We start from the raw sequence: 22,969 nt of genomic DNA on the forward strand, positions 1-22,969 counted from the left end.
AGGAGGGATATTGGATGGATGAGCAAAATGACCGCAAGAACAGCAAGGACGAACAATTAGATATTTTCCGAACAGATGACAGGGGAAAAGATCTTACAACGAATCAAGGGTTAAAAGTGTCGGAGGATGAATTCTCATTAAAAGCAGGCGTGAGGGGGCCAACTTTACTCGAGGATTTTCATTTCCGAGAAAAACTAACGCATTTTGACCATGAACGAATTCCAGAACGCGTTGTCCATGCACGTGGCTTCGTTGTTCACGGTGAATTTCAGTTATATAAAAACATGAAAAATTATACAAGAGCGAAATTCCTTCAGGATACATCTAGAAAGACGCCTGTATTTGTTCGTTTTTCCACTGTCAATGGTTCCCGTGGTTCTGCCGATACCGTACGTGATGCGAGAGGATTTGCAACGAAATTCTATACCGAGGAAGGGAATTATGATTTAGTTGGCAACAATATTCCAGTCTTTTTCATCCAAGATGCCATAAAATTCCCGGATCTTGTACATGCATTTAAGCCGGAGCCTGATAATGACATACCGCAAGCCTCTACTGCCCATGATACGTTTTGGGATTTTGTCGCGAATAACCAGGAATCTGCCCATATGATCATGTGGATCATGTCAGACCGCGCCATCCCACGTAGTTTCCGGATGATGGAAGGATTTGGTGTGCATACGTTTCGTCTCGTCAATGAGGAAGGAAAAGCACATTTCGTAAAATTCCATTGGAAGCCTTTATTGGGAACGCATTCTTTAGTATGGGACGAGGCCCGTAAACTGGCGGGCATTGATCCGGATTTTCACCGCAATGACTTATGGGGTGCGATTGAAAACGGCTTTTTCCCTGAATTCGAACTAGGTGTTCAGATTCTTGCGGAAGAGGACGAATTCAGCCTCGGGTTTGACATCCTTGACGCGACAAAGATTTGGCCGGAAGAAGACATTCCTGTAAATATTATCGGAAAGATGACGTTAAATCGGAATGTAGATAATTTCTTTTCGGAAACAGAACAGGTTGCTTTCCATTTGGGGAATGTCGTGCCAGGGATCGATTTTACAAATGATCCATTATTACAAGGACGGCTATTTTCGTATTTAGATACACAATTACTTCGTCTGGGCGGACCTAACTTCCATGAGATCCCGATTAACAGACCGGTTGTTCCATTCCATAACAATCAGCGGGAAGGCTTCCACCGACAGACGATTAATCTTGGGAAAGTGAGTTATCACCGAAATTCATTAGCCGGGAACACGCCGTCACCTGTAAGTCCGGACAAAGGCGGATATGCCACTTATCAGGAAAGAGTGGACGGAGTAAAAATCCGGGCTCGAAGCGAAAGTTTTGCCGATCATTTTTCACAAGCGACACTTTTCTGGAACAGTATGAGCCCACCTGAAAAAATGCATATCATTGAAGCGTTCAGTTTTGAACTAAGTAAAGTGAAAAGTGAATCTGTTAAACAGCAGGTAGTGAATATGTTCGCCAATGTAGATATGGAACTAGCAACCGCCTTTGCAATAAATATCGGGTCACAACCTCCTGCAAGGGGCGGTTCGGCGGTAACGAAGTCCTCCCCGGCACTCAGTCAGGAAAATACAGTGAAATCCGTACAAACACGGAAAGTAGCGGTCATTTTGACAGAGGGATTCAATGGTCCGGAAGTTAATTACGTGCTCCATCAATTGATTAACCAAGGCATTGTTCCGGAAATTATTAGCGAACATATTGGGATGGTATACGGAACAGACGGAGTGGTCGTAAAAGCCGAAAACACCTTCCTAACTGCAAAATCCGTGCTGTTTGATGCTGTTTATATGGTAAGGGGAAGTAACACAAACGTCATGTTCAACAAGGATGCGGCCTACTTCATCGATGAAGCCTATTCACATTACAAGCCAATTGGTGCGACGGGTGCGGGTATTGAATGGCTGCGTGTAAATCAGATTTTAGGTCAGCCGGGTGTCATAACAGGAACAGATATGCAGGAGTTCGCAACCCAATTCATACAAGCGATAGCAGCCCAACGGTTCTGGTATCGGAAATTAGCATAGTTATTAAAAACACGTAAAACCCTACTCATAAAAGGTTTTACGTGTTTTTTTGCGGTGGTTTCATCTGAATCCTGTTAAACGAGATCATTCTACATGTTAAACTAATAATAACACCGCTCAAAAGGAGGATCGTCCCATGATAACCCGCGTAAAACAATCATTAACAACCCGTCTTCTTATCACCATCAGCGGAATCATATTCACAATTTGTGTGCTGTTTTTGTTGTTGATCAATCACTATCTGGATGAATCGGTACTGGAGGAGATGGGAGAAAAGGCGTTAACGAGTGCATACTTGATTGCTGAGCGGCCGGATATAGTCAATGCATTTTCTGCGGAAAATCCGTCTTCCATTCTTCAGCCGATTGCAGAGGATATACGAATGCAGACCGGAGCGAGTTTCGTCGTGATAGGGAATGAGCAAGGGATTCGCTACACCCATCCGATCACTGAAAAGATTGGCCAGTCGATGGTCGGCGGGGATAATGATTCAGCGCTGATTAACAAAGAGTCCATTGTTTCGGTAACGACGGGTTCAATGGGAGAATCGATCCGCGGAAAAGTCCCAGTTTTAGTTGACGGCAATGTTGTCGGGGTTGTTTCGGTCGGATTTTTAACGAAAGATATACAAAAGACGATTGATACTGCCTTTTTCGGTTGGCTTCAGATCACGCTCCTGCTCGCGGTTTTCGGGATTGTCTGTGCGGTGCTAATCTCGCTTTATGTAAAGGAACAGTTGCTCGGTATGCAGCCGGCGCAAATTGCGAAGCTCTATTCGGCGTATCATACAATACTTGAGGAAACAACGGATGGTGTGATCTTAACGACACTGAATAATGAAGTGGTGATTGCTAATACACGTGCGAAGGAACTCATCTCATCCCTGACAGAAGGGATCTCATTACATACGCTACTTCCCGAACGGCTTTTTAAAGAAGACGTGATTCGGGCTCTGGAAATTCCGTTGCAGCAGCAAGAGATGATTATTACCAAAACGCCATTGAAACATGAGGAGCAGCTCGGCTATTTATATATTTTACGGGCTAAGCTTGAATATGAAACGGTCATTAATGAGCTGACATTGGTGAAGCAGCAGGCGCGGATGCAGCGGGCAAAAACACATGAATTTGCGAATAAGCTGCACGTTATCCTTGGCTTGTTGAAGCAAGCCCATATTGATGAAGCGATTGCATTTATCAGGCAGGAGCAGCAAGATTCTACGAAACAGCAACAGGCACTTGCAACACAGCCTTCGATATTGCTGCAGGCGTTACTCGAAGGGAAAATATCGGAAGCGAAAGAGCGCGGTATTACGATTACGATCGAAACCGAGGATGTTTTAATCGATTATAATGATGAAGAAGTGGACGCATTATTAACATCGCTAGGGAATGTCCTTCAAAACGCAATGGATGCTTTGGATCAGACAAACATAACGGACAAGCAAATTAAGCTTTTTATTCATCAATATCGTCATGAGCTGATTATTGAGGTGCATGACAATGGGCCGGGAATCGATGAAGAAACGGCAAATCACATATTTACTCTCGGGTTTACGACAAAGGACGGCTATGATCGGGGGTACGGTCTGGCGATCAGTGAACAGGCACTTGAAAAAGTCGGCGGCTCACTGTTAATAGAAGAAAGCGATATAGGCGGGGCCTGCTTTTTAATCATTTTACAAAGGAAGTGATTCAATGGATATATGGTTACTGGAAGACGATTTTCGCATTGCGGCGATTCATGCAGACTATATTAAAGCGATACAGCCGGGTGCACAAGTACAGCAATTTCTAACGGGGGCCTCATTAAAGGAAGCGATCCTGCATAACACACCTCCTGCCGCTCTGTTGATGGATTTATATATTCCGGATGTTACAGGTTATGAACTCGTTGCGTATGTAAGATCACATTTCCCGGAAGTCCGCATCATTATGGTGACGGCAGCGGCCGAGCGTGCACATGTGGAAGCATTGTATGCATATGGGGTATTCGACTATATTGTAAAACCGTTTGATGAAGCACGACTGCAAAAATCATTCCAGCAGTTTCATCTCATACAATCGGCTTTGCAAAAGAAAACACATTTATCGCAGCAAGATTTGGATACGTTGTTTTACCGGAAAAATCATTCGACGGCGACTGAAAAGGCACTGCCAAAAGGGATCGATACCTTTACGCTCGAACAGGTCATTCACTTATTTAAGGAGCAAAAGTTCACGACATTGACGGCGACACAGCTGAGTGAAGTAATCGGCACGAGCCGCTCCACAGCACGCCGCTATTTGGAATACTTAGTGGAAATGAATATACTGGAGACAAAACTTCTTTACGGAACAGTCGGGCGTCCAGAACGGAATTATGTCCTCCGTGAAACTTATGAACAAAATTAGCTTTATTGTTTTTATTAAATAAATGAGCACATTCTTCCTCCTAACATAGAATTGTCATAAGATTATAAGAATTCTAAGCAATGGGGGTTGTTGAATGTTAAGTATTATTGGTATTATTACGATTTTAGTTATCGTTGTGCTGTTAATTAGCGGACGTGTATCACCAATTGTCGCAATGGTTATTCCACCAGTAGTGGCGATGTTTGTTGCAGGCTATTCGTTCGATGATTTAGGGGTATTTTTCAATGATGGAATCAGTTCTGTAATCAGTGTTGCCATCATGTTTATTTTTGCGATTATCTTCTTCGGGATTATGCAGGATGTCGGGTTATTCGAACCAATTATCAATAAAATGGTAGCGCTGTCAAAAGGGAATGTCGTGCTTGTTGCAATCGTTACGGTAATTGTCGCGGTTATTGCACAGCTTGACGGTTCAGGTGCTTCCACATTCTTAATTTCGATTACGGCATTATTGCCGCTATATGTTCGACTTGGGATGAACCCGTATTTACTTTTACTATTAGTCGGCGGTTCTGCGGCGATTATCAATATGATTCCATGGGGCGGGCCATTAGGGCGTGTTGCATCCGTTCTAGAAACAGATGTAACAGAGCTATGGCATCCGTTAATTAAAATTCAAATCATCGGTGTTGTGCTGATGCTGTTACTTGCGATCTTTATGGGCTTCCGTGAAAAACGCCTGATTGCGAAACGAGCGCAAACAGGAGAAACGTTAAAATTTGATTTAAGCAATAGTATTTTAAATGCTGAAACGGATGAAACATTGAAACGTCCAAAACTTATTTGGGCAAATGCGATTTTAGCAATTGTTGTTCTTGCTGTATTAATGTCAGGACTTTTACCAGCGGGCTTAGCGTTCCTGATCGGTGTCGCAATCGCTTTACCATTAAACTACCGTACACCGAAAGAGCAGATGGGACGTATTCAGGCACATGCATCGAACGCGTTGACAATGGCTTCAATCATTATTGCAGCAGGTCTGTTTTTAGGGATTTTAAACGGGACAGGCATGTTAACGGCCATTGCCAATAATGCCGTAAATATTTTACCAAGCTTTTTAGCACAGTACTTACATATTATTATCGGGGTACTTGGTGTACCGTTTGACTTGCTGTTAAGTACGGATGCATACTACTTCGCATTGTTCCCGGTTGTTGACCAGATCGGTTTAACGTACGGCATCGATTCATTATCGACAGCGTATGCGATGATCATCGGTAACATCGTAGGCACATTCGTATCACCACTTGCACCAGCAGTATGGTTGGCACTTGGACTATCAGGTCTGGAAATGGGCAAACACTTGAAGTTCTCATTCTTCTGGATGTGGGGATTAAGTATTACCCTACTGATCATTGCGGTTTTAATTGGTGTGGTACAAATATAGATAGCAACAAAAAAGAAGCTCCCTTTAATAGGGGGCTTCTTTTTTGATAGATTGGCGTTGGTGGTGTGTTAGTTTTCACTGCATCCTTCTCTAAGATGGCGCTCAATCAAAATAATAATAATTTTAAATAAACAGAAAAAATTTTCTGATAAATAGAATTTTATTGCAGAAAAGTATCTAAAACTAGCAAAATAATGATATAACAAAGGAAAATAGAACGAAAAAGCTTGTAATGGCAGTTTTTTAATAATAAACTGAATTTAGAAATATCTAAATATACAATAAAAGGGGAAAATTCATGAAAAAGAATCTATTAGCAAGTCTATTACTCGTACCAGCATTGTTATTAGCAGCGTGCGGTGGAGAAGAAACAGAAAAAAAATCATCATCAACTGATTCAGACAAAGAAGTGTATACAGTAGGTATTGATGTTACATACCCACCATTTGAATTCGAAAAAGATGGTAAATATGTTGGGATTGATGTGGAATTAATCGAAGCAATTGGTGAAGATCAAGGTTTTGAAGTTGAATTAAAAGCAATGGACTTCAAGGGGATTATTCCAGCATTACAAGCAGGGCAATTAGATGTAGCTATGGGTGGAATGAGTATCACAGAAGAACGTAAAAATGTCGTTGATTTCACTGAGCCGTACTTCGATGCAGGGGTATCTCTTATTGTAAGTGAAGCAAATACAGATATTCAATCTGTAGAAGATTTAAAAGGAAAACGCGTAGCAGTAAAAAAAGGAACAGTTGGCGCAAACTATGCGACTTCGATTGCACAAGAAATTGGATTTGAAATGATTCAATTTGATGATAGCCCATCAATGTTCTTAGAAGTACAAAACGGAAATTCTGTAGCATTATTTGAAGATTACCCAGTTATCTCATATGCAATCGCACAACAAGATTTACCATTAAAAATTGTTGGTGACCGTTTAAATGATGACAAATATGGAATTGGTGTATTAAAAGGTAAAAACGAAGAGGTTCTTGAAAAAATTAATACTGGTCTAGAAAACTTGAAAGAAAGCGGAAAGTATCAAGAAATTCTAGACAATTATTTAGCTGAATAAAACGGTAAGCACGCATATAGCGTGCTTATTTTTAAGAGGAGTGAAATACATATGGAAGTAGCAATCGCTGCGTTACCTTATTTACTGGAAGGGTTGAAGATGACCCTTTACATCTTTGTTATTGCTATTGTATTAGGGTTTGCTATCGGTCTTATCGTAGCATTGTTCCGATTGGCACCATTAACAATTTTAAATATCATTGCAAAAGTCTTTGTTAATATTATCCGTTGTACACCAATCATTGTACAATTATTCTTCATCTACTTCGGTGTAACAAAGTTTATTCCGATGGATAATATTACAGCGGGGATCCTTGCGATTTCATTGAACGCCGGAGCTTATTTCTCTGAAATTATCCGTGCGGGAATTCAATCAATTGATAAAGGACAAACAGAAGCAGCACGTTCACTAGGTCTTTCAGGGGCTCAGACGATGAAGGACATAATTATGCCACAAGCACTTAGAAGAATGCTTCCTACATTTACGAACCAAGCAATTATTAGTTTGAAAGATACATCGCTATTATCTGTTATCGGTATAGCTGACTTAACGCAAAAAGGAGACATACAGGCTTCTGCTACCTTTGCGGCGTTTGAAATTTGGTTAACTGTTGGTGCAATCTACTTTGTGATTTTATATGCGTTAACATTGTTAAGTAATTACCTCGAAAGGAGAATGGCCCTGCGATGAGCATTATTACCGTAAAAAATCTTAAAAAATCATTTGGGATACTAGAAGTTTTAAAAGATATTTCTACAGAAATTAAAGAAAAAGAAGTTGTCTGTGTTATTGGGCCATCAGGTTCAGGAAAAAGTACCTTTTTACGTTGCTTGAATCGCCTTGAAGAAATTTCAGGCGGAGATGTCATTGTAAACGGTCATGCGATTTCCGCTAAAAATGCAAACTTAAATCAAATTAGACAAGAAGTAGGAATGGTTTTCCAACAGTTTAATTTATTTCCGCATAAAACAGTATTGCAAAATATCACATATGCACCGCTAAAATTAAAAGGCTTAACGAAAGACCAAGCTAAAGAGCGGGCAATGGAACTGTTGAAAAAAGTTGGTTTAGTAGAGAAAGCCAATGCATATCCTTCTGAGTTATCAGGTGGACAACAACAGCGTGTGGCAATTGCCCGTGCACTTGCTATGCAACCAAAAATCATGTTATTTGATGAACCAACGAGTGCACTTGACCCTGAAATGGTAGGGGATGTTCTTGATGTTATGAAAGACTTGGCAAGAGAAGGTATGACGATGATTGTCGTAACGCATGAGATGGGCTTTGCGAAAGAAGTAGCGGACCGTGTTATTTTTATGGATGGCGGTTACATCGTTGAAGAAAACAAACCTAAAGCGTTGTTTGAAACACCGCAAGAAGAAAGAACAAAAGCGTTTTTAGGAAAAGTATTATAGACAGTGATATAAGCCGGTTCGTACAAAATTTGTACGGACCGGTTTTTTGTTTGCAATGATTTGTTGATTTTGTTGTAAAAAACTGGATGATATGATATATGTCTAACTACTTAGAGTAGGACTTTTTAAGGGGGAAGGAAATGTTAGTTTTCGGTTTACTTTCATACATATTGGTATTAGTAATTTTGTTAAAGGTGAACACTTATGTAGCAATCGGTTTTATTGTAGTAACTTCACTCGTTTCTAATGCTTATTTACCACAGCTGAAAGGATATGTTGGGGAACGGCGTATTCGCAAAATACTGGAAAGTTTAGGGGAGGACGTTAAGATTTACAATAATTTGTATGTCCCAAAAAAGAATGGAGAAATGACACAGATCGATCATGTATTACTTTCGCCAAATGGCATTTTTGTAATCGAAACGAAAAATTATACAGGGTGGATCTTTGGTAGTGAAAGTCAAAGAAACTGGACGCAAACAATCTATAAGAAAAAGTCACGTTTCTATAATCCGGTCGTGCAAAATAAAGCGCATATTAAAGCATTGCAGCACTACTTAAATATGGATGTACCACTGCATTCAATAATCGTTTTTTCGAATGCGGCAACATTTAAATTTAATGAACCTTTTCATGAAGCACATGTTCTTCAAACAAAACATTTAAAACGAACAATTAATCAATTTACGATAAATGAAATATCAGGTGAACAACTTAGCAGGATTTCGCAGTTGCTACATGCACTTGTTCCTGATACAAAGCAGCAAAAGAAGGAGATTAAAAAGCGCCATCTAGAATACGTGAAAGAAATTGCCAAACCTGCAAAGAAAAAAGTGATTAAAGTAAAGGCGGAGCCCGTTACTGCAGGACCGGTAATCGTTGAGCCTATTCATGTTTCTACAGATGCTGCTTGTCCGAAATGCGGTAGTAACTTGGTAGTGCGTAATGGCAAGCACGGGTCATTTTATGGCTGTCAGGGTTTTCCGAAGTGCCGGTTTACGAGGGATTTATGATCATCCTGTATGCTAATATGTAACTAATAATTAGCAACGATTTAAAACAAAGAAGGTGGCAATTTGTCAGCAATTGAAATACTGTCCTGGCCGTTCAAGCAAGAAAGCATCAATCAGATTAATAACAATGAACACTATCTGAACTACCCGGTCATCTACGTGTTAAATGGCAATAAAGAAGCTTATATTGGGGAGACGGTGTACTTTAAAAGCCGGATGAAAGCTCATTTAACTGCCCGTAAAAACGTCAGTCAGATTAACCTCATCAAGCATGAAAAATTCAACCGTTCGGCAACCTTCCATCTGGAAACGAAGCTGATTAATTATTTTCTTGGTGATGAAAAATATACGCTGCAAAACAAAAGTAAAACGGCGAGCGATTTTACACACAATTATTACGACAAGCCGTATTACGATCAAGAATTGTTTAAAGAAATCTGGCAGAGGCTGCACGAGCAAAAGCTGGTCGATCATGAACTGCATGTCATTGAAAATAAAGACATTTTTAAATTGTCGCCGTTTAAAGAACTATCGTTCGAGCAGCTTGAACTGAAAGAAAAGGTACTCGAATTTTGTGAGAAACAAGTAAGTGCCAATCCTGAAGAATACGGCAGTTTACTCGTCATTGAAGGTGAAGCGGGTGTCGGGAAAAGCGTTGTGTTAAGCTCGATTTTCAACACGATTCAGGAACGGGCGGAAGAAGCTTCGTCACCGCTTTATCAAACAGAAAACTATCTGGTCGTGAATCACGAAGAAATGTTCAAGACCTATAAAGGGATTGCGAAACAGGTAAAGCATTTAAAAGCGAAAAACTTTGCAAAGCCGACACCTTTAGTCAATTCGCTGCAAAGAGACAATAAAAAGGCGGACATCATTTTTGTGGATGAAGCGCATTTATTGTTGACAAAGCCGGATACGTATAATAACTTCCACGGCAATAATCACTTGGAGGAACTATTAAAGTTAGCGAAAGTCGTCGTCATCATTTACGACCAAAATCAGGTGCTCAAACTGAAGAGTCTATGGGGTGCGGCAACACTTGAACAATTAAAGAAGCAAAGTACGTACACTGAAGAATACCAGTTAACGAACCAGTTCCGGATGCAGGCAAATGATGATGTCATTAATTGGATTAATGCCTTCAAAAATAAAAAGCTGCTTCCGCTGCCTCATGATGAAAATTATGAATTCAAAGTGTTCGAAACGATGAAGGATATGCATGATGCAATAAAGATGCGCAACAGTGAATTTGGCTTGAGCCGGGTCGTCTCAACATTTGATTACTTGCATAAAAAAGATGGCGGGACGTATTATGTAAACGAATCAAACGGCGCATACAAAATGCCTTGGAATACGACAAGTACGAAATATACATGGGCGGAAAAGCCTGAAACGGTGCATGAAGCCGGCTCGATCTATACGATTCAAGGGTTTGATTTAAATTACGTAGGTGTTGTACTAGGACCGTCTGTTCAATATGACGAAGCCCAAGACGAAATAGTCATTGACCCGAGCAAGTATATGGATAAAGGGGCCTACTCAGGCACGGAAGGCATTGCCGATGTGAACGAAGCGAAGGAAAAGATTGTGCTGAACTCGATTAATATTTTAATGAAGCGCGGGATTAAAGGGCTTTACATTTATGCAAGTGATGAAGCATTACGAAATAAGTTGTTAGCCGATCAACATCGAGACAGTAAGTAATCAAAGTCAGGTACACACAAGAGCATATTGTGTACCTGGCTTTTTACCGGTTTAATCGTAAATTACATTTTTCCCTTCTTCACTTAATTTCTTTAAAGATGCCAGCATATGATTGATGACTTCATCGGAATGGCGCTCCCAACAACCTAATTCGGCGACTATTTTCAAAGGAGATTTCGAACGATATGAGCGTGTTGGGTTACCTGGGAATCTTTTGTCCGTAACGTTCGGGTCATTTTCGAATTCACCTAATGGTTCAACAATATAAATTCGCTCTTTTGCTGTTGATCTTGCCAATTCGGCACCCCATTTTGCAGCTTCCAATGTTGCGGTAAAGTAAATATAGTTCGATTTCTTATCCTGATAATTGGATAAGTGAAGAGGCTCCAATAAATCTCCGATATTTAGTTCTGCTTTCGTACCATGAAAAAAAGGACCCCGATCGAGGACATCTGTTTGATCTTTCATAGGACACACCCCTTTCGTTTTGTATTATCAGTATAGTACGGAAATTTTAAAAGAGTAGTCTAAAAATAAATAGCCTGAAATGGTATACTAATAGTAGAGAGAATGAAAGATCGACATACATAGCACAAAGGACTAGTTTACATAGGGGAGTGACCGAGATGGAAACTGTATATTTTGCAGGTGGGTGTTTATGGGGTGTACAGGCATTTATGAAAACATTGCCTGGTGTAACATTTACTGAAGCCGGAAGAGCAAACGGAACGACAACCACTCTGGACGGCGATTATGATGGGTATGCCGAGTGTGTTAAAACCGAGTTTGACCCGAATGTTGTATCGATGCGCGAATTAATGGGGTACTTTTTTGAAATCATCGATCCGTACAGTGTGAACAAACAAGGCGAGGATGTAGGCGAGAAATACCGAACGGGTGTCTATAGCGAAAACGAAGCACACTTGATTGATGCAAAAGCATATATTACAGCGAGACCGGATGCTGACCGGATTGTTGTGGAAGTGCTGCCGCTCACTAACTATGTGAGAAGTGCGGAAGAGCATCAGGACCGGTTAACAAGATGTCCGGATGATTACTGCCATATTCCTGAAGCGTTATTAACGAAATATAAATGAAAAAGTGAACCTTCCAGTCAAGTTTGAGATGGAAGGTTCATTTTTATTAGTCGCATCAACATTTTAGCGATTGAATCTTTTTTTCTCATTTAATCGTAAAGGTATTAACTAAAGGAGGTATTTTGAATGAAACAGCTCTATATTAAACAAAAGGTTTTCAGTCTTAGCGGAAAATTTACGGTAATGGATCAGCACGAAAATGATGTATATTTTGTGGAAGGAAGTTTTATGCAAATACCGAAAACGTACTCGATTATGGATACAGCAAGAAATGAAGTCGCGCTAATTACGAAAAAGGTGCTCAGCTTGCTGCCAAAATTTTATGTGGAAGTCGAAGGACAAGAGGTATTGACAATCCAGAAGGAGCTCTCGCTTTTCAAGGCACGCTATTCGGTGGATGCAGTTGGGGTGGAAATTGAGGGGAACTGGTGGGATATGCAATTTGCAGTAAAACAGCATGGGGAAGTCATCGGGCAAGTAAGCAAGGAATGGTTTACATGGGGGGATAGCTACAAGGTAGAAGTACTGAAGGATGACATGGAAAAAATCATCATTGCTATTGTTATTGCAATCGATTGTGTGAAAGCTGATCAGGATGCAGCGGCGTCTGTTTAAAGCAAGAAAAAGAGAGACAAAATCGAGTGATCTAAGATTTTGTCTCTCTATTTAATCTATCAGCTACATGAAAATTAGTATGCAGTCCAACCTGCATCAGCAGCAATGACTTGTCCATTGATGAAGCTTGAATCATCAGAACCTAGGAATAATGCAAGCTTAGCGATTTCTTCCGGTTGACCAGCACGAGGCATTGTGCCTTGACCAGTAGATTGACGGCTGTATCCGAACTCAGAAACACCTGTCATTGATGATTGAATGTTTGTCATTACGCCACCTGGTGCGATACCGTTACAACGGATGCCAGAGTTAGCGTACATATAACCTGTGTTTTTCGTTAAACCAGCAACTGCATGTTTCGAAGCAGTATAAGCTGCACCAGCACGAGCACCACGTAAACCGCCAGCTGAGATGTTGTTTACGATAACACCGTGACCTTGTTCAAGGAAGAGGTTCGTTGCGATACGCATAGCACGCATTACACCCATTGTATTTACTGAGAAAACACGATCCCATTTCTCATCTGTAATTTCACCGACTGGCTCCATGCCGTCCATGATTCCAGCGTTGTTTACTAAAATATCTAATTGACCGTAAGCTGCTTTAGCTTCTTCAAACATGCGCTCGATGTCAGCTAATTCTGCTACGTTTGCCTTGTTTGCGATTGCTTGTCCGCCAGCTGCCACAATTGCGTCTGCTACTGTTTTTGCACCTTCACCGTTATAATCTGAAACGACAACTTTTGCGCCTTCTTTTGCATAAAGTTCAGCGATTGCTTTCCCCATACCAGAAGCTGCACCAGTTACGATTGCTACTTTACCTTGTAATTTCATTTGAAATCATCCTCCTGAAATATAATTATTATACATCTGTACAATAAAATTATAATACACAAATTAAAGCGTTTTCAATCAGCAAAAAACCTTCGTGTTGTACGATATCCAACAGATTTGATAGAATTGTACAATAAAGGAGGTCGCCATGAATAAAAATGATCTTCGTGTTATCAAAACGAAAAAAACAATACATAAAGCATTACTTTTATTATTGAAGGAAAAGTCATTGCCCCAAATTAAAATTACCGAGCTTTGTAAAGAAGCGACGATTAATCGCGGGACGTTTTATTTTCATTATCAAAGTGTTGACGATGTACTTCAGGAATTGTTCGAAGAAATTATGCTGGATTTACAAATTTCATATGATGAGCCATTTAAAGAAGGGTTGGAACTAACCGTCAGCGGAATGAACTTAAACCCGAATTCCGTAAAGATTTTCGACCACGTAAAAAAATACGAGGATTTTTACAAAATTGTATTATCTGAAGATGTGTCGATGAAATATTATTACATGCTCTTTGATGAAATTTGCAAGCTGATGGATGAGACCGATTATGTAAAGCATGAACATGAGTTAAAGAAATATTTGCATGCCTACAATGCAAATGCCATTATCGGATTACTCATTCAATGGTACTTGAATAACTTTGAAGACTCCGTTGATATGATGAACAATCGCCTTGTGGAAATTGTGAAATTCCGGCAATCGCTTAAATGAAGTTTATAATCGCTAGAAAATGGAGTAGTGGACTATTTCATTTTCTAGCCTTTTTGCTTTATTGGCGTGCCTAAAATAACTCCATCACATTCTTAACAAGTAATTAAATAATTTAACGATTTTACTTCAAAAATTAACGGAATATTAATAATTTTATGATAATATAAAGAGGAGTTGGTTGGCGTTTGCTGATTGAACTTAAATTGCATAACTAGGAGGAGAAAAATGGTTAAAAATCGAAATGTAACTCTACTGTTTTCTTGGGTACTTATTGTTTTCATTTTAATTCAGCCTCTTCAATCTACTGTTACAAATGCAGCAGCTGGCGACGGGTCATGGTCGACACCTTACTCCGTATCTCAGGCAATCAGCAATCAAAACAACTCCACAAAAACAGTTCAAGGTTATGTGGTGGGACAACCTACATCAACAACGACGGTCCTTACAGGCAGTTTTCCGAGTGACTATGCATTGGCTATAGCGGACAATGCGAATGAAACGAATACCGCTAACATGATCTATGTACAGATTCCAACTTCTTTCCGCTCTTCTTACGGATTAAAATCAAATCCTTCATTAATGGGGAAAAGCGTAAAAATCACGGGTGCCTTGTCCGCATACTTTTCTCATCCTGGATTGAAAAATAGTACAGCATTTGAAATAGTGGGGGGAAGTCCTGCCGATCCTGAGCCGATTCCGACACCAAATCCTTCAACGGGTGCCTATTATGATGCAGCTATAGGGAAGACCGGCACAGCTTTAAAATCGGCTTTGCATAATATTATAGATGACCATACCGAAATTTCGTATTCCAATGTATGGACAGCTCTTCGCGAAACAGATGAAGATCCGAACAATTCGAATAACGTCATCCTTCTTTATACAGGCCGCTCCCAAAGCAAATTTACAAACGGCGGGAACGTGAATGACTGGAACCGTGAACATGTTTGGGCAAAATCGCATGGTGGCTTTGGCACATCGATGGGTGCAGGAACTGACTTGCATCACTTGCGTCCAACCGATGTCAGTGTCAACGGTACGCGAAGCAATCTTGACTTTGACAATGGCGGGAACGAGCATTCAGAAGCATCGGGCAACTACTATGATTCTGATTCATGGGAGCCAAGAGACAGCGTAAAAGGTGATGTTGCCCGTATGCTGTTTTATATGGCGGTTCGCTATGAAGGGGACAGCGGAGAAGTAGATTTGGAATTAAATAATAAAGTAAATAACGGCACGGCGCCTTATCACGGGAAACTTTCAGTACTGCTCCAATGGCATAAACAAGACCCGGTCGACAATTTTGAACGTACAAGAAATGAAATTATATATACCGATTACCAGCATAACCGTAATCCATTTATCGATCATCCTGAGTGGGCATCCGCTATTTGGGAATAAAATATGAAAAAACACTCTCCTTTAAGCAAAGGGGAGTATTTTTGTGCTTCCTGATATATAATTTATGGAAGGGAGTGTTATAAATGGGCGAAATAGACATAAGTAAAGAGGCAATCGAAAAGGATTTGGCACTGATTAAAACATGTTTAAGACTCATTAATCAAGCGGTGATTTTAAGGGAACGCAATGGCGAAACCTTTACCCCTTCTGAAAATGAAGAGTTACATAGATTAATTTCCAAAATTGATAAAGATTTAAACAAACTTAAAATGAACATAAATTATGATACAAAGCTATAAAAGGGACAGGTAACTATATTCTATAATAGGCGTTTTTAAAACTGTCGCATATGATAATACGATGATTCTGTGAAGGGAATGAAATAAATGTATTATCAATCTTACGGGTATCCATATCAAGCACCATATTATATGAATTCTTCGCCGTATAATTATGTTGGAACCCCGACTTACTGGACATACCCGTATGGGGCTATTTCTATAAATCAATTAAATCCCTCTCCTGTTTCCGATGGGAATAATGGAATGATGTTAAAGGATTATGGAGCGACCCCATTTGTCATCAATATTAACGAGGCATCGAAGCAAAACAATACGTATCGTACGGCTTTATGGACTGGGAAGCATTTGCAGCTCACATTAATGAGTCTGGAGCCGGGAGAAGATATTGGACTGGAGATGCATCCGAATGTCGATCAATTTTTACGGATAGAGCAAGGGCAAGGGGTAACTCAAATGGGCAAAAATAAAGATCGATTAGACTTCAGAAGAAATGTCCAGGATGACTTTGCCATTTTCATCCCTGCCGGAACATGGCATAACTTAACAAATACCGGTAATGTCCCACTAAAACTATATTCTATCTACGCTCCGCCGAACCATCCATTCGGAACGGTTCACCCTACGAAAGCTGCAGCAATGTCTATGAAAGAAGGCGGAGGTCACAGCAATGAATTCCCTGTTATTTCTGGGAAGACGCCGGATGAATGGATACGACATACTGAATTTTTAGTGAAAGAAGGATTAGAAGATTTTCAAAGAGGGATAAACACTACTCATATTCTTCAGGAATTTATTCTTATGGGCGTTCTAGTAGGAAAAGGATACTCTCCGAAAGAAGCATATGAGACAGTGGAAGAGTGGGAACGGTCCGGGAAGTCTAAACTTCTGCAGCAAAGTAAAAATATGTAGTGAAGCGTTAAGGAACCTGAACGATCTCTTTTGCCTTAACTAACATAACCAACTATAATGAAACGATAGATGGTTATTAAAGGAGATTTTTAATGAATACACGAATGAATCCACGATATAAAATTACACGTCATGATCAGGAAGGGAATCCTACGCTCAGCTTACAGGAATGCCTAAACTTCTTTGCGACAAAACCGGATTTCGAATACCGAGATTTCTATAGTGTCACACAAGACGGTGTCAATATGAAAATTAACGGCCACTTCTTCATGTGGCAATATGAAAGCCAGGAAATACCGTTCCGTTTTTACGAAAACGAGCTGTATGTTGCGGCGGCACACCGGGCAGTTATGGATAAAACGAAGGAAGTAGCGCGCGGCCTGGAAGCAAATTATATTGAAGGGTAATTAATTACACAGCACTAATTCCATTTAGACAGTTGGGACCGATATCCGGGGCCGACTGTTTATTTGTTTAAGCTCATTCATATATGAAAGAAGGTTTTACTCATGAATCTATTAATTTTAGGCGGAACAGGTCGAGTTGGAAGTCATTTGGTTATGAATGCGCTTAAGGACGGCCATCATGTAACAGCTCTCGTTCGTACACCGGACAAAATTGAAAATCAGCATGAAAATTTAACAGTTATTCAAGGGAATGTGCTGAAGAAAGAAGATGTTGCGCGGGCGATGTATGGGGTGGATGTAGTGTTAAGTGCACTGAATACAGATGGGGGAACGACTTTAACCGAAAGTATGCCGCTATTTATTGATGCGATGGAACAAGAAGGCATCAAACGAATCATCACGATCGGTACTGCCGGCATACTGCAAAGCCGGGTCAGCCCGGAACTGCTGCGCTATCAGTCAAGCGAATCAAAGCGGAAGTTAACCCGTGCTGCCGAAGAACACCATAAAGTGTACGAGTTACTGCAGCAGTCCAACCTTGACTGGACAATTGTCTGTTCTACATATTTGCCAGACGGAAAGAGGCTCGGGAACTACCGGATAGAACGAGATTTTCTACCGGTAGACGGCAGCCAAATTTCAGTTCCGGATACAGCGGATTTTACCTACAGCTTACTGCAAAGCAACGAATTTATAAAAGCGCGTGTGGGAATCGCTTACTAATTGCTCCCTAACTTTGCCGAAATCATTTTGAAAATACCGATGCCTGTAAGCTTCAGTGTGATTTTCTCATTATGTGAAAGATGCTTCTCAATGAAAATGGACAGGTTATCGATTTTGATTTCCTGATAGTTATGCACATCTTTCGGCTTTCCTAGATGAGTCATCAATTCCTGGACAGGTGGTGCACAGCAGGCGTTCACCGAAATGGTTTTTACAGAAACCGGCTTGCCTTTTGACTGCATCCATTTTTTCGTATTTGTATCGAGTTCGATTTGCATGAAGGGTTCCTCGCTTTCTTAGAAAAGTTCTAATATCACCGCTCAATGTTCTAATAAACTTAAAAATGTTTTAATAAAACTGTGTTTTTCTAATATATATGTACGATCTTTCTAATAAGTGTTCCCGATGTTTAAATATGTGCGGCGGAAGTTCTAATAAACTCCAGACATGTTCTAATATAACGGAAAATCTCCTGATATCCATATTGCTTCTACCATATCATAAATTACAAAATAGAAAAGAAACAAAAAAACGAACGATTCGGATTTCCCGGAAAGGAGCAATCACAATCGTTCGTTTTAATTGTTATGAAGACGAAATATTTTCTGCCAAAACGCGCTGGACAGCATAAATATTCGTCGCTTTATTAAACTTCTTTTGAAGAGGGATGCTATTTCCGGAAATCCAAATTTTCAACTCTGCATCCAAATCGAAAGTTCCAGCTGTTTCGATCGAAAAATTTGTAATGCTTTTGTACGGAATGGACATATATTCCGTTTTTTTCCCCGTCATTCCTTGTTTATCAACGAGGATCAAGCGTTTGTTTGTAAAGATGAATGTATCTCGTATTACTTTATAAGCATGCTTGACTTCTTCATTACTCGTAATGATTTCGGCCATCTCTTTTTGAACATCTTCTGCTTTCAATTCACTTGCATTGCCCATCAAACCATCAAAAATACCCACTATGTTCACCTCATCTGTTTATTCCACTATTTTTTCCATTCTTTTAAAAGATATACTTACGAATGATGAATTTTATTTCAAAATATTAATTTTTAATAATTTTCTCTTAAAATGAGTAAAAATATATTAGATGGGTATTAATGCTGTATAACAAATTTAAAGGAGGAATTCTATATGAATCATTTGAAAGCTTTAGTTATTAAATTTGTGATGATTGCGGCAGTTTTAGGTATTATTCTTGCAGGATTTTTTGATTTTGCGTTTAGCGACACATTAGTAATCAGCTTAGTGTTAACACTTTTAGCTTATGTTGTTGGGGATTTAGGAATTTTCCAAAATGCTGGTACCCACGCAGAGCAGGATAAAAGAAATATCATCGCAACATTATCTGATGTACTTCTAGCAGCGATTGTTATTTACTTTATGGCACAAAGCTATTCTGAAAACAACGACAATATTGTAGCAGCTGCCATTGTTTCGGCTGTAGTCATCGGTTTAGGGGAATGGTTCTTCCACAAATATATTGATAGACAAGTATTTGATAGTGCTGAAGCAACGGATGCTCAAAGAGATTATTAATAGTTTCATAATGGCGCTTTCCAATAAGGAGAGTGCTATTTTTTGTTTTTTACATAATGAACGATGCATCACACATCCTAATAAAGGAGGTGTAAAAAATGAAGAACAATCCGAAAAAGAATCAAAATGAAGAAATGAAAAACCGGCAAGTAGAAGAAACGCTTGGCTTTTCACCAAATGACAGCAAAGCGCTACTTGCTCATGCTGTGGAAGTACAAACAACAGATGTGATTCCAATGGATGAGCTGAATGAATACACCAAAGTGGACAGCACGACAACGACTTTGAATAATTTACATGAAGATAACACGTCCGCAATTTTAGATCGAAACGCACCGAGGTAAGTGCCAATGAGAACATCATTCAATTGATGTTCTTCTATTTTTAGAGTGTACGAAACAAAAAGAACACGGAAATTAATCCGTGTTCACTGTAATTATTTTCGAGTTGTCGTTGTTTCCCACATATCCTTCAGCCAAGCGTCAAACTGTGCACCTTTTTCGCCTTCATATGTGTTGTAAATATCGATACGCATTTTTTCCAATTTTACTTTGAAGTCCTCGTACGTGTGGTCCGCAGGCAAGCTCTTCTTAATACGTTTGAAAATTTTACGCAGGTCTTTGAACAATTCGCCTTTCGGTGCTTCCGACGGTTCAACTTGCTGACCCATCTTCTTTAATTGTTTCGCAGCAGCATCACGAACTTTTGTTACTAGATCGGCCTTCGCTACATATTGCAAAATTTTAATTGATTCATCGGCTTTAATTTTCGCTAATTCCTGTACCGCATCTAAACGTGCTTCCCAATCTGCTGTACGGTTTACAGCTTTCTTTAATTCACTGAAATTTTCAGGTAATTGTTGTGTTGTTTCTTGATTTTGTTGACTCATTATTTTGTCTCCTTTGTCATTGCCTTACTAGCAACGATCCGCTCCATCTATTATAGCATGAAAGTGAGGTAATTACTCGTTCTACTAGATGGGCGGAATCGATTGCAGTGAGGGTGATTTTCTAATAAAGCTCTCCATTGTTCTAATATCCCGAAAAATCTTCTAATAAAAGTGAGATGTTCAAATATAAATCCTATTTTTTCTAATAAGTGCTCCAACTATTCAAATAAAGCACGCGAATGTTCTAATATCCCATACAACTCTTCTAATATGTACGCGAACTTTTCTAATAAAAATCCGCCCCGTCACTCAATAACGTGATAATCAAAGCTTGCACCGGCAAAAAAGCACAACCTCAAACACGAAATCTCAACCCATTTCAGTTACACTCTTACTAAGCAATTTATAAAGGGCGCAAGGAATCGGGCGCTCCGTAGCAACCCATTTTGCAAAAGCCGGTGCGAATGTTATCATCGCAGATATCGAACATGACTTAGGTGTCCAGCTGGCAGGGGAACTCCAAAAAGAAGGGCACTCCGCCATTTTTGCCGAGACCGATGTGCGCAGTGAAGAGAGTGTACGTCAATTGATGGGAATGGCAGCTGACCGTTTTGGCGAGATTCATATTTTGATCAATAATGCGGGAAAAGGGAAATGGATTTCACCGCTGGAATTATCGCTTGAAGACTGGGATGACATCATCAATACGAATTTGCGGAGTGTCTTTTTATGTTCACGTGAGGCGGCAAAGCTGATGAAAAACGGTGGGGCAATCATCAATCTTGCTTCAACGCGTGCCGTCATGTCCGAACCGAATTCAGAAAGCTATGCGGCAACAAAAGGCGGAATCCTTGCCCTGACACATGCATTGGCAAGCTCGTTCAGTGAGCTCAATATAACAGTAAACAGCATTTCGCCTGGATGGATTGAAACAGGAGATTACGATGCTCTCAGACCTTCCGACCACGCCCAGCATTTTTCAAACCGCGTCGGCAAACCGGATGATATTGCACGTGCCTGTCTGTATTTAGCGAACCCGCAAAATGATTTTATTACAGGGACGGATCTGACAATCGATGGCGGGATGACAAAGAAAATGATTTATGAAGAATAGTAGATTAAAAGAAGGGCGCTTTCCTTGCAACGAGGAACAGCGCCATTTCCAATTGTTAAACGCACTCCTCGTTCTATCATCGTAATCTAATAGAGTTCTCAGTATTTTCTAATTTTGGGATGGTACAGTTACAATTAATAAATTTTGGAGGGATGCCTAATGAAAATTGTAATCGTACCATCAGGGTTTAAAGAATGTTTGGATGCAGAGGATGTCGCATTAGCGATGGAACGGGGGGTAAGACGTTTTGACCCGACCATTGATTTGGAAGTAATGCCAATGGTTGATGGCGGGGAAGGATTCGTGAAGACAATTGTTCGTTTAAAGGACGGAGAATTAGTTTATAAAAAAGTAACCGGACCGGTCGGCAAAAAGATTAAAAGCTATTTTGGTATTTATGAAGAGAACGGGAAACGGACTGCGGTCATTGAGATGGCGGCGGTGGCAGGTTTGAAACTCGTGCCGCGCCATCAAAGAAACCCGTTGAAAACGACTACTTATGGTGTAGGGGAATTGATTGTTGCGGCACTTAATATGGGCATTGAAAATATTCTGATTGGCTGCGGGGATTCGGGTACATCGGATGGGGGTGCAGGAATGGCGCAAGCATTGGGCGTTCAGTTTTTAGATGAAAACAGGCAAATTGTCCAAATGAATGGCGGAGAAGATTTAATGGCTGTCAATACCATTGATACGGAAAATGCTGATCCACGGTTAAAGAACGTTTCGATCAATGTTGCGTGTAACTGGGGAAATATTCTGTGCGGGGAAAAAGGGGTTGCGCATATATTTGGACCTCAAAAAGGAGCTACACCAAAACAGGTGGAACAACTAGCATCTACGCTTGATCATTATGCGGATTTGATTGAACAAGCAACTGAACTGGATGTTCGTTCATTACCGGGCAGCGGGGCATCCGGCGGGTTAGGTGCGGGACTGATTGCATTTGCGGGTGCCACGTTGCATCCACGGTTCAATATCATCATGAAATATATCAATATAGAAGAAAAAATTCTGACGGCGGATATCGTATTAACAGCGGAAGGCAGTCTTGATTTTCAGACACCGAACGGGAAAATCCCTGCTGAGGTTGCACGCATTGCGAAAAAGAATCACATCCCGGTCATCGCGATTACAGGAACAATCGGAAAAGGCGCAAATCTGAACTATCATGCCGGGATTGATGCCTACAGCAGCATCATTCAAAAACCGATATCTTTGGAAAAGGCGATTAAAAAAGCACCGAAATGGATCGAGGAAAGTACGGAATCAATTTTACGTAAAGTTTCAATTGGCATGGAAATAGCCAATAAAGAAAATAGAAAAGAAAGAGCCATTTAAC

The 22,969-nt window shown here is 40.2% G+C and carries 26 protein-coding genes; 21 read left to right on the forward strand and 5 right to left on the reverse strand.

Annotated elements, in window-relative coordinates; translation table 11 throughout:
• Window positions 1-14: 14 nt before the first annotated feature.
• The 9 genes from AC6CH1_RS13410 to AC6CH1_RS13450 all read left to right on the forward strand — a co-directional run bounded on the left by AC6CH1_RS13410 (window position 15) and on the right by AC6CH1_RS13450 (window position 11,071).
• Entirely contained in the window at window positions 15-2,060 is a 2,046-nt protein-coding gene (locus AC6CH1_RS13410; protein ID WP_498317968.1) for a catalase, read from the forward strand.
• Window positions 2,061-2,196: 136 nt separating this feature from the next.
• A complete protein-coding gene (locus AC6CH1_RS13415; protein WP_251690202.1) occupies window positions 2,197-3,753 on the forward strand; it encodes an ATP-binding protein in 1,557 nt (518 codons plus the stop codon).
• 4 nt (window positions 3,754-3,757) lie between these two features.
• A complete protein-coding gene (locus tag AC6CH1_RS13420) occupies window positions 3,758-4,453 on the forward strand; it encodes a response regulator (RefSeq protein ID WP_498317970.1) in 696 nt (231 codons plus the stop codon).
• A 94-nt stretch (window positions 4,454-4,547) separates the two neighbouring features.
• On the forward strand, window positions 4,548-5,861 hold the full coding sequence (locus tag AC6CH1_RS13425; protein ID WP_251690200.1) for a CitMHS family transporter: 1,314 nt from the start codon (window positions 4,548-4,550) through the stop codon (window positions 5,859-5,861).
• Window positions 5,862-6,159: 298 nt separating this feature from the next.
• The gene (locus AC6CH1_RS13430) at window positions 6,160-6,939 is read left to right on the forward strand and encodes a transporter substrate-binding domain-containing protein (protein ID WP_251690199.1); all 780 of its coding nucleotides are present in this window, start codon (window positions 6,160-6,162) and stop codon (window positions 6,937-6,939) included.
• Window positions 6,940-6,990: 51 nt separating this feature from the next.
• Window positions 6,991-7,629 (forward strand): amino acid ABC transporter permease, encoded by a 639-nt coding sequence (locus AC6CH1_RS13435; protein ID WP_251690198.1) that lies wholly within the window; start codon window positions 6,991-6,993, stop codon window positions 7,627-7,629.
• Entirely contained in the window at window positions 7,626-8,354 is a 729-nt protein-coding gene (locus AC6CH1_RS13440) for an amino acid ABC transporter ATP-binding protein (protein WP_498317972.1), read from the forward strand. Before AC6CH1_RS13435 ends, AC6CH1_RS13440 begins: the two co-directional genes overlap by 4 nt.
• Window positions 8,355-8,494: 140 nt before the next feature.
• Window positions 8,495-9,367, forward strand: coding sequence for a nuclease-related domain-containing protein (locus tag AC6CH1_RS13445; RefSeq protein WP_498317974.1), 873 nt, complete (start codon window positions 8,495-8,497; stop codon window positions 9,365-9,367).
• A 63-nt stretch (window positions 9,368-9,430) separates the two neighbouring features.
• Complete coding sequence (locus AC6CH1_RS13450; protein ID WP_498317975.1) at window positions 9,431-11,071, forward strand: DNA/RNA helicase domain-containing protein; 1,641 nt, start codon at window positions 9,431-9,433, stop codon at window positions 11,069-11,071.
• Between the two features lie 51 nt (window positions 11,072-11,122).
• Here AC6CH1_RS13450 and arr read toward each other — a convergent pair whose 3' ends face one another.
• Window positions 11,123-11,539: an NAD(+)--rifampin ADP-ribosyltransferase gene (gene arr / locus AC6CH1_RS13455; protein ID WP_087617704.1), complete on the reverse strand. Its 417-nt coding sequence runs from the start codon at window positions 11,537-11,539 to the stop codon at window positions 11,123-11,125.
• A 158-nt stretch (window positions 11,540-11,697) separates the two neighbouring features.
• On the opposite strand from arr, the gene AC6CH1_RS13460 reads away from it, so the two are divergent.
• Window positions 11,698-12,168, forward strand: a complete 471-nt coding sequence (locus AC6CH1_RS13460; RefSeq protein ID WP_251690195.1) for a peptide-methionine (S)-S-oxide reductase — start codon at window positions 11,698-11,700, stop codon at window positions 12,166-12,168.
• Between the two features lie 126 nt (window positions 12,169-12,294).
• Window positions 12,295-12,783 carry an LURP-one-related/scramblase family protein gene (locus AC6CH1_RS13465; protein ID WP_427712078.1) on the forward strand — a complete coding sequence of 163 codons (489 nt, stop codon included), beginning with the start codon at window positions 12,295-12,297 and terminating at the stop codon, window positions 12,781-12,783.
• Window positions 12,784-12,857: 74 nt separating this feature from the next.
• On the opposite strand, the gene AC6CH1_RS13470 is transcribed toward AC6CH1_RS13465, so the two are convergent.
• Window positions 12,858-13,616, reverse strand: coding sequence for an SDR family oxidoreductase (locus AC6CH1_RS13470; RefSeq protein WP_427712080.1), 759 nt, complete (start codon window positions 13,614-13,616; stop codon window positions 12,858-12,860).
• A gap of 148 nt (window positions 13,617-13,764) precedes the next feature.
• Here AC6CH1_RS13470 and AC6CH1_RS13475 point away from each other — a divergent pair, with 148 nt between their 5' ends.
• The 6 genes from AC6CH1_RS13475 (at window position 13,765) to AC6CH1_RS13500 (ending at window position 18,079) form a co-directional block, all read left to right on the forward strand.
• Window positions 13,765-14,337 carry a TetR/AcrR family transcriptional regulator gene (locus tag AC6CH1_RS13475; protein ID WP_427712082.1) on the forward strand — a complete coding sequence of 191 codons (573 nt, stop codon included), beginning with the start codon at window positions 13,765-13,767 and terminating at the stop codon, window positions 14,335-14,337.
• A gap of 225 nt (window positions 14,338-14,562) precedes the next feature.
• Window positions 14,563-15,738: an endonuclease gene (locus tag AC6CH1_RS13480; protein ID WP_498317978.1), complete on the forward strand. Its 1,176-nt coding sequence runs from the start codon at window positions 14,563-14,565 to the stop codon at window positions 15,736-15,738.
• An 83-nt stretch (window positions 15,739-15,821) separates the two neighbouring features.
• Complete coding sequence (locus AC6CH1_RS13485) at window positions 15,822-16,037, forward strand: phosphoglycerate mutase (RefSeq protein ID WP_251690190.1); 216 nt, start codon at window positions 15,822-15,824, stop codon at window positions 16,035-16,037.
• Window positions 16,038-16,124: 87 nt separating this feature from the next.
• Window positions 16,125-16,949 carry a cupin domain-containing protein gene (locus AC6CH1_RS13490; RefSeq protein ID WP_498317980.1) on the forward strand — a complete coding sequence of 275 codons (825 nt, stop codon included), beginning with the start codon at window positions 16,125-16,127 and terminating at the stop codon, window positions 16,947-16,949.
• A 92-nt stretch (window positions 16,950-17,041) separates the two neighbouring features.
• A complete protein-coding gene (locus tag AC6CH1_RS13495; RefSeq protein WP_251690188.1) occupies window positions 17,042-17,356 on the forward strand; it encodes an LURP-one-related/scramblase family protein in 315 nt (104 codons plus the stop codon).
• 102 nt (window positions 17,357-17,458) lie between these two features.
• The gene (locus AC6CH1_RS13500; RefSeq protein WP_498317982.1) at window positions 17,459-18,079 is read left to right on the forward strand and encodes an NAD(P)-dependent oxidoreductase; all 621 of its coding nucleotides are present in this window, start codon (window positions 17,459-17,461) and stop codon (window positions 18,077-18,079) included.
• Here the strand turns inward: AC6CH1_RS13500 and AC6CH1_RS13505 are convergent.
• Both AC6CH1_RS13505 and AC6CH1_RS13510 read right to left on the reverse strand, forming a co-directional pair.
• Window positions 18,076-18,357, reverse strand: a complete 282-nt coding sequence (locus AC6CH1_RS13505) for a CC/Se motif family (seleno)protein (RefSeq protein WP_251690186.1) — start codon at window positions 18,355-18,357, stop codon at window positions 18,076-18,078. The genes AC6CH1_RS13500 and AC6CH1_RS13505 overlap by 4 nt on opposite strands.
• A 307-nt stretch (window positions 18,358-18,664) precedes the next feature.
• Window positions 18,665-19,045, reverse strand: coding sequence for a PH domain-containing protein (locus AC6CH1_RS13510; RefSeq protein WP_251690185.1), 381 nt, complete (start codon window positions 19,043-19,045; stop codon window positions 18,665-18,667).
• A gap of 174 nt (window positions 19,046-19,219) precedes the next feature.
• On the opposite strand from AC6CH1_RS13510, the gene AC6CH1_RS13515 reads away from it, so the two are divergent.
• Together AC6CH1_RS13515 and AC6CH1_RS13520 are read left to right on the forward strand one after the other, a co-directional pair.
• The gene (locus AC6CH1_RS13515; RefSeq protein WP_251690184.1) at window positions 19,220-19,624 is read left to right on the forward strand and encodes a DUF2512 family protein; all 405 of its coding nucleotides are present in this window, start codon (window positions 19,220-19,222) and stop codon (window positions 19,622-19,624) included.
• A 98-nt stretch (window positions 19,625-19,722) separates the two neighbouring features.
• Entirely contained in the window at window positions 19,723-19,968 is a 246-nt protein-coding gene (locus AC6CH1_RS13520; protein WP_498317983.1) for a cAMP-binding protein, read from the forward strand.
• Window positions 19,969-20,060: 92 nt separating this feature from the next.
• On the opposite strand, the gene AC6CH1_RS13525 is transcribed toward AC6CH1_RS13520, so the two are convergent.
• A complete protein-coding gene (locus AC6CH1_RS13525) occupies window positions 20,061-20,513 on the reverse strand; it encodes a HEAT repeat domain-containing protein (RefSeq protein WP_498317985.1) in 453 nt (150 codons plus the stop codon).
• Window positions 20,514-20,934: 421 nt separating this feature from the next.
• On the opposite strand from AC6CH1_RS13525, the gene AC6CH1_RS13530 reads away from it, so the two are divergent.
• Both AC6CH1_RS13530 and AC6CH1_RS13535 read left to right on the forward strand, forming a co-directional pair.
• A complete protein-coding gene (locus AC6CH1_RS13530; RefSeq protein ID WP_498318114.1) occupies window positions 20,935-21,627 on the forward strand; it encodes an SDR family NAD(P)-dependent oxidoreductase in 693 nt (230 codons plus the stop codon).
• Window positions 21,628-21,786: 159 nt separating this feature from the next.
• Window positions 21,787-22,968 (forward strand): glycerate kinase family protein, encoded by a 1,182-nt coding sequence (locus AC6CH1_RS13535; RefSeq protein WP_251690180.1) that lies wholly within the window; start codon window positions 21,787-21,789, stop codon window positions 22,966-22,968.
• Window position 22,969 lies beyond the last annotated feature (1 nt).

The organism is Solibacillus sp. GQ1 (assembly GCF_059758555.1).

Excerpts from the sequence above, each read along its gene's own strand:
- AC6CH1_RS13410 (WP_498317968.1), top strand. The coding sequence starts at position 15 with ATGGATGAGCAAAATGACCGCAAGAACAGCAAGGACGAACAATTAGAT.
- AC6CH1_RS13415 (WP_251690202.1), top strand. The coding sequence starts at position 2,197 with ATGATAACCCGCGTAAAACAATCATTAACAACCCGTCTTCTTATCACC.
- AC6CH1_RS13420 (WP_498317970.1), top strand. The coding sequence starts at position 3,758 with ATGGATATATGGTTACTGGAAGACGATTTTCGCATTGCGGCGATTCAT.
- AC6CH1_RS13425 (WP_251690200.1), top strand. The coding sequence starts at position 4,548 with ATGTTAAGTATTATTGGTATTATTACGATTTTAGTTATCGTTGTGCTG.
- AC6CH1_RS13430 (WP_251690199.1), top strand. The coding sequence starts at position 6,160 with ATGAAAAAGAATCTATTAGCAAGTCTATTACTCGTACCAGCATTGTTA.
- AC6CH1_RS13435 (WP_251690198.1), top strand. The coding sequence starts at position 6,991 with ATGGAAGTAGCAATCGCTGCGTTACCTTATTTACTGGAAGGGTTGAAG.
- AC6CH1_RS13440 (WP_498317972.1), top strand. The coding sequence starts at position 7,626 with ATGAGCATTATTACCGTAAAAAATCTTAAAAAATCATTTGGGATACTA.
- AC6CH1_RS13445 (WP_498317974.1), top strand. The coding sequence starts at position 8,495 with ATGTTAGTTTTCGGTTTACTTTCATACATATTGGTATTAGTAATTTTG.
- arr (WP_087617704.1), bottom strand. The coding sequence starts at position 11,539 with ATGAAAGATCAAACAGATGTCCTCGATCGGGGTCCTTTTTTTCATGGT.
- AC6CH1_RS13460 (WP_251690195.1), top strand. The coding sequence starts at position 11,698 with ATGGAAACTGTATATTTTGCAGGTGGGTGTTTATGGGGTGTACAGGCA.
- AC6CH1_RS13465 (WP_427712078.1), top strand. The coding sequence starts at position 12,295 with ATGAAACAGCTCTATATTAAACAAAAGGTTTTCAGTCTTAGCGGAAAA.
- AC6CH1_RS13470 (WP_427712080.1), bottom strand. The coding sequence starts at position 13,616 with ATGAAATTACAAGGTAAAGTAGCAATCGTAACTGGTGCAGCTTCTGGT.
- AC6CH1_RS13475 (WP_427712082.1), top strand. The coding sequence starts at position 13,765 with ATGAATAAAAATGATCTTCGTGTTATCAAAACGAAAAAAACAATACAT.
- AC6CH1_RS13480 (WP_498317978.1), top strand. The coding sequence starts at position 14,563 with ATGGTTAAAAATCGAAATGTAACTCTACTGTTTTCTTGGGTACTTATT.
- AC6CH1_RS13485 (WP_251690190.1), top strand. The coding sequence starts at position 15,822 with ATGGGCGAAATAGACATAAGTAAAGAGGCAATCGAAAAGGATTTGGCA.
- AC6CH1_RS13490 (WP_498317980.1), top strand. The coding sequence starts at position 16,125 with ATGTATTATCAATCTTACGGGTATCCATATCAAGCACCATATTATATG.
- AC6CH1_RS13495 (WP_251690188.1), top strand. The coding sequence starts at position 17,042 with ATGAATACACGAATGAATCCACGATATAAAATTACACGTCATGATCAG.
- AC6CH1_RS13500 (WP_498317982.1), top strand. The coding sequence starts at position 17,459 with ATGAATCTATTAATTTTAGGCGGAACAGGTCGAGTTGGAAGTCATTTG.
- AC6CH1_RS13505 (WP_251690186.1), bottom strand. The coding sequence starts at position 18,357 with ATGCAAATCGAACTCGATACAAATACGAAAAAATGGATGCAGTCAAAA.
- AC6CH1_RS13515 (WP_251690184.1), top strand. The coding sequence starts at position 19,220 with ATGAATCATTTGAAAGCTTTAGTTATTAAATTTGTGATGATTGCGGCA.
- AC6CH1_RS13520 (WP_498317983.1), top strand. The coding sequence starts at position 19,723 with ATGAAGAACAATCCGAAAAAGAATCAAAATGAAGAAATGAAAAACCGG.
- AC6CH1_RS13525 (WP_498317985.1), bottom strand. The coding sequence starts at position 20,513 with ATGAGTCAACAAAATCAAGAAACAACACAACAATTACCTGAAAATTTC.
- AC6CH1_RS13535 (WP_251690180.1), top strand. The coding sequence starts at position 21,787 with ATGAAAATTGTAATCGTACCATCAGGGTTTAAAGAATGTTTGGATGCA.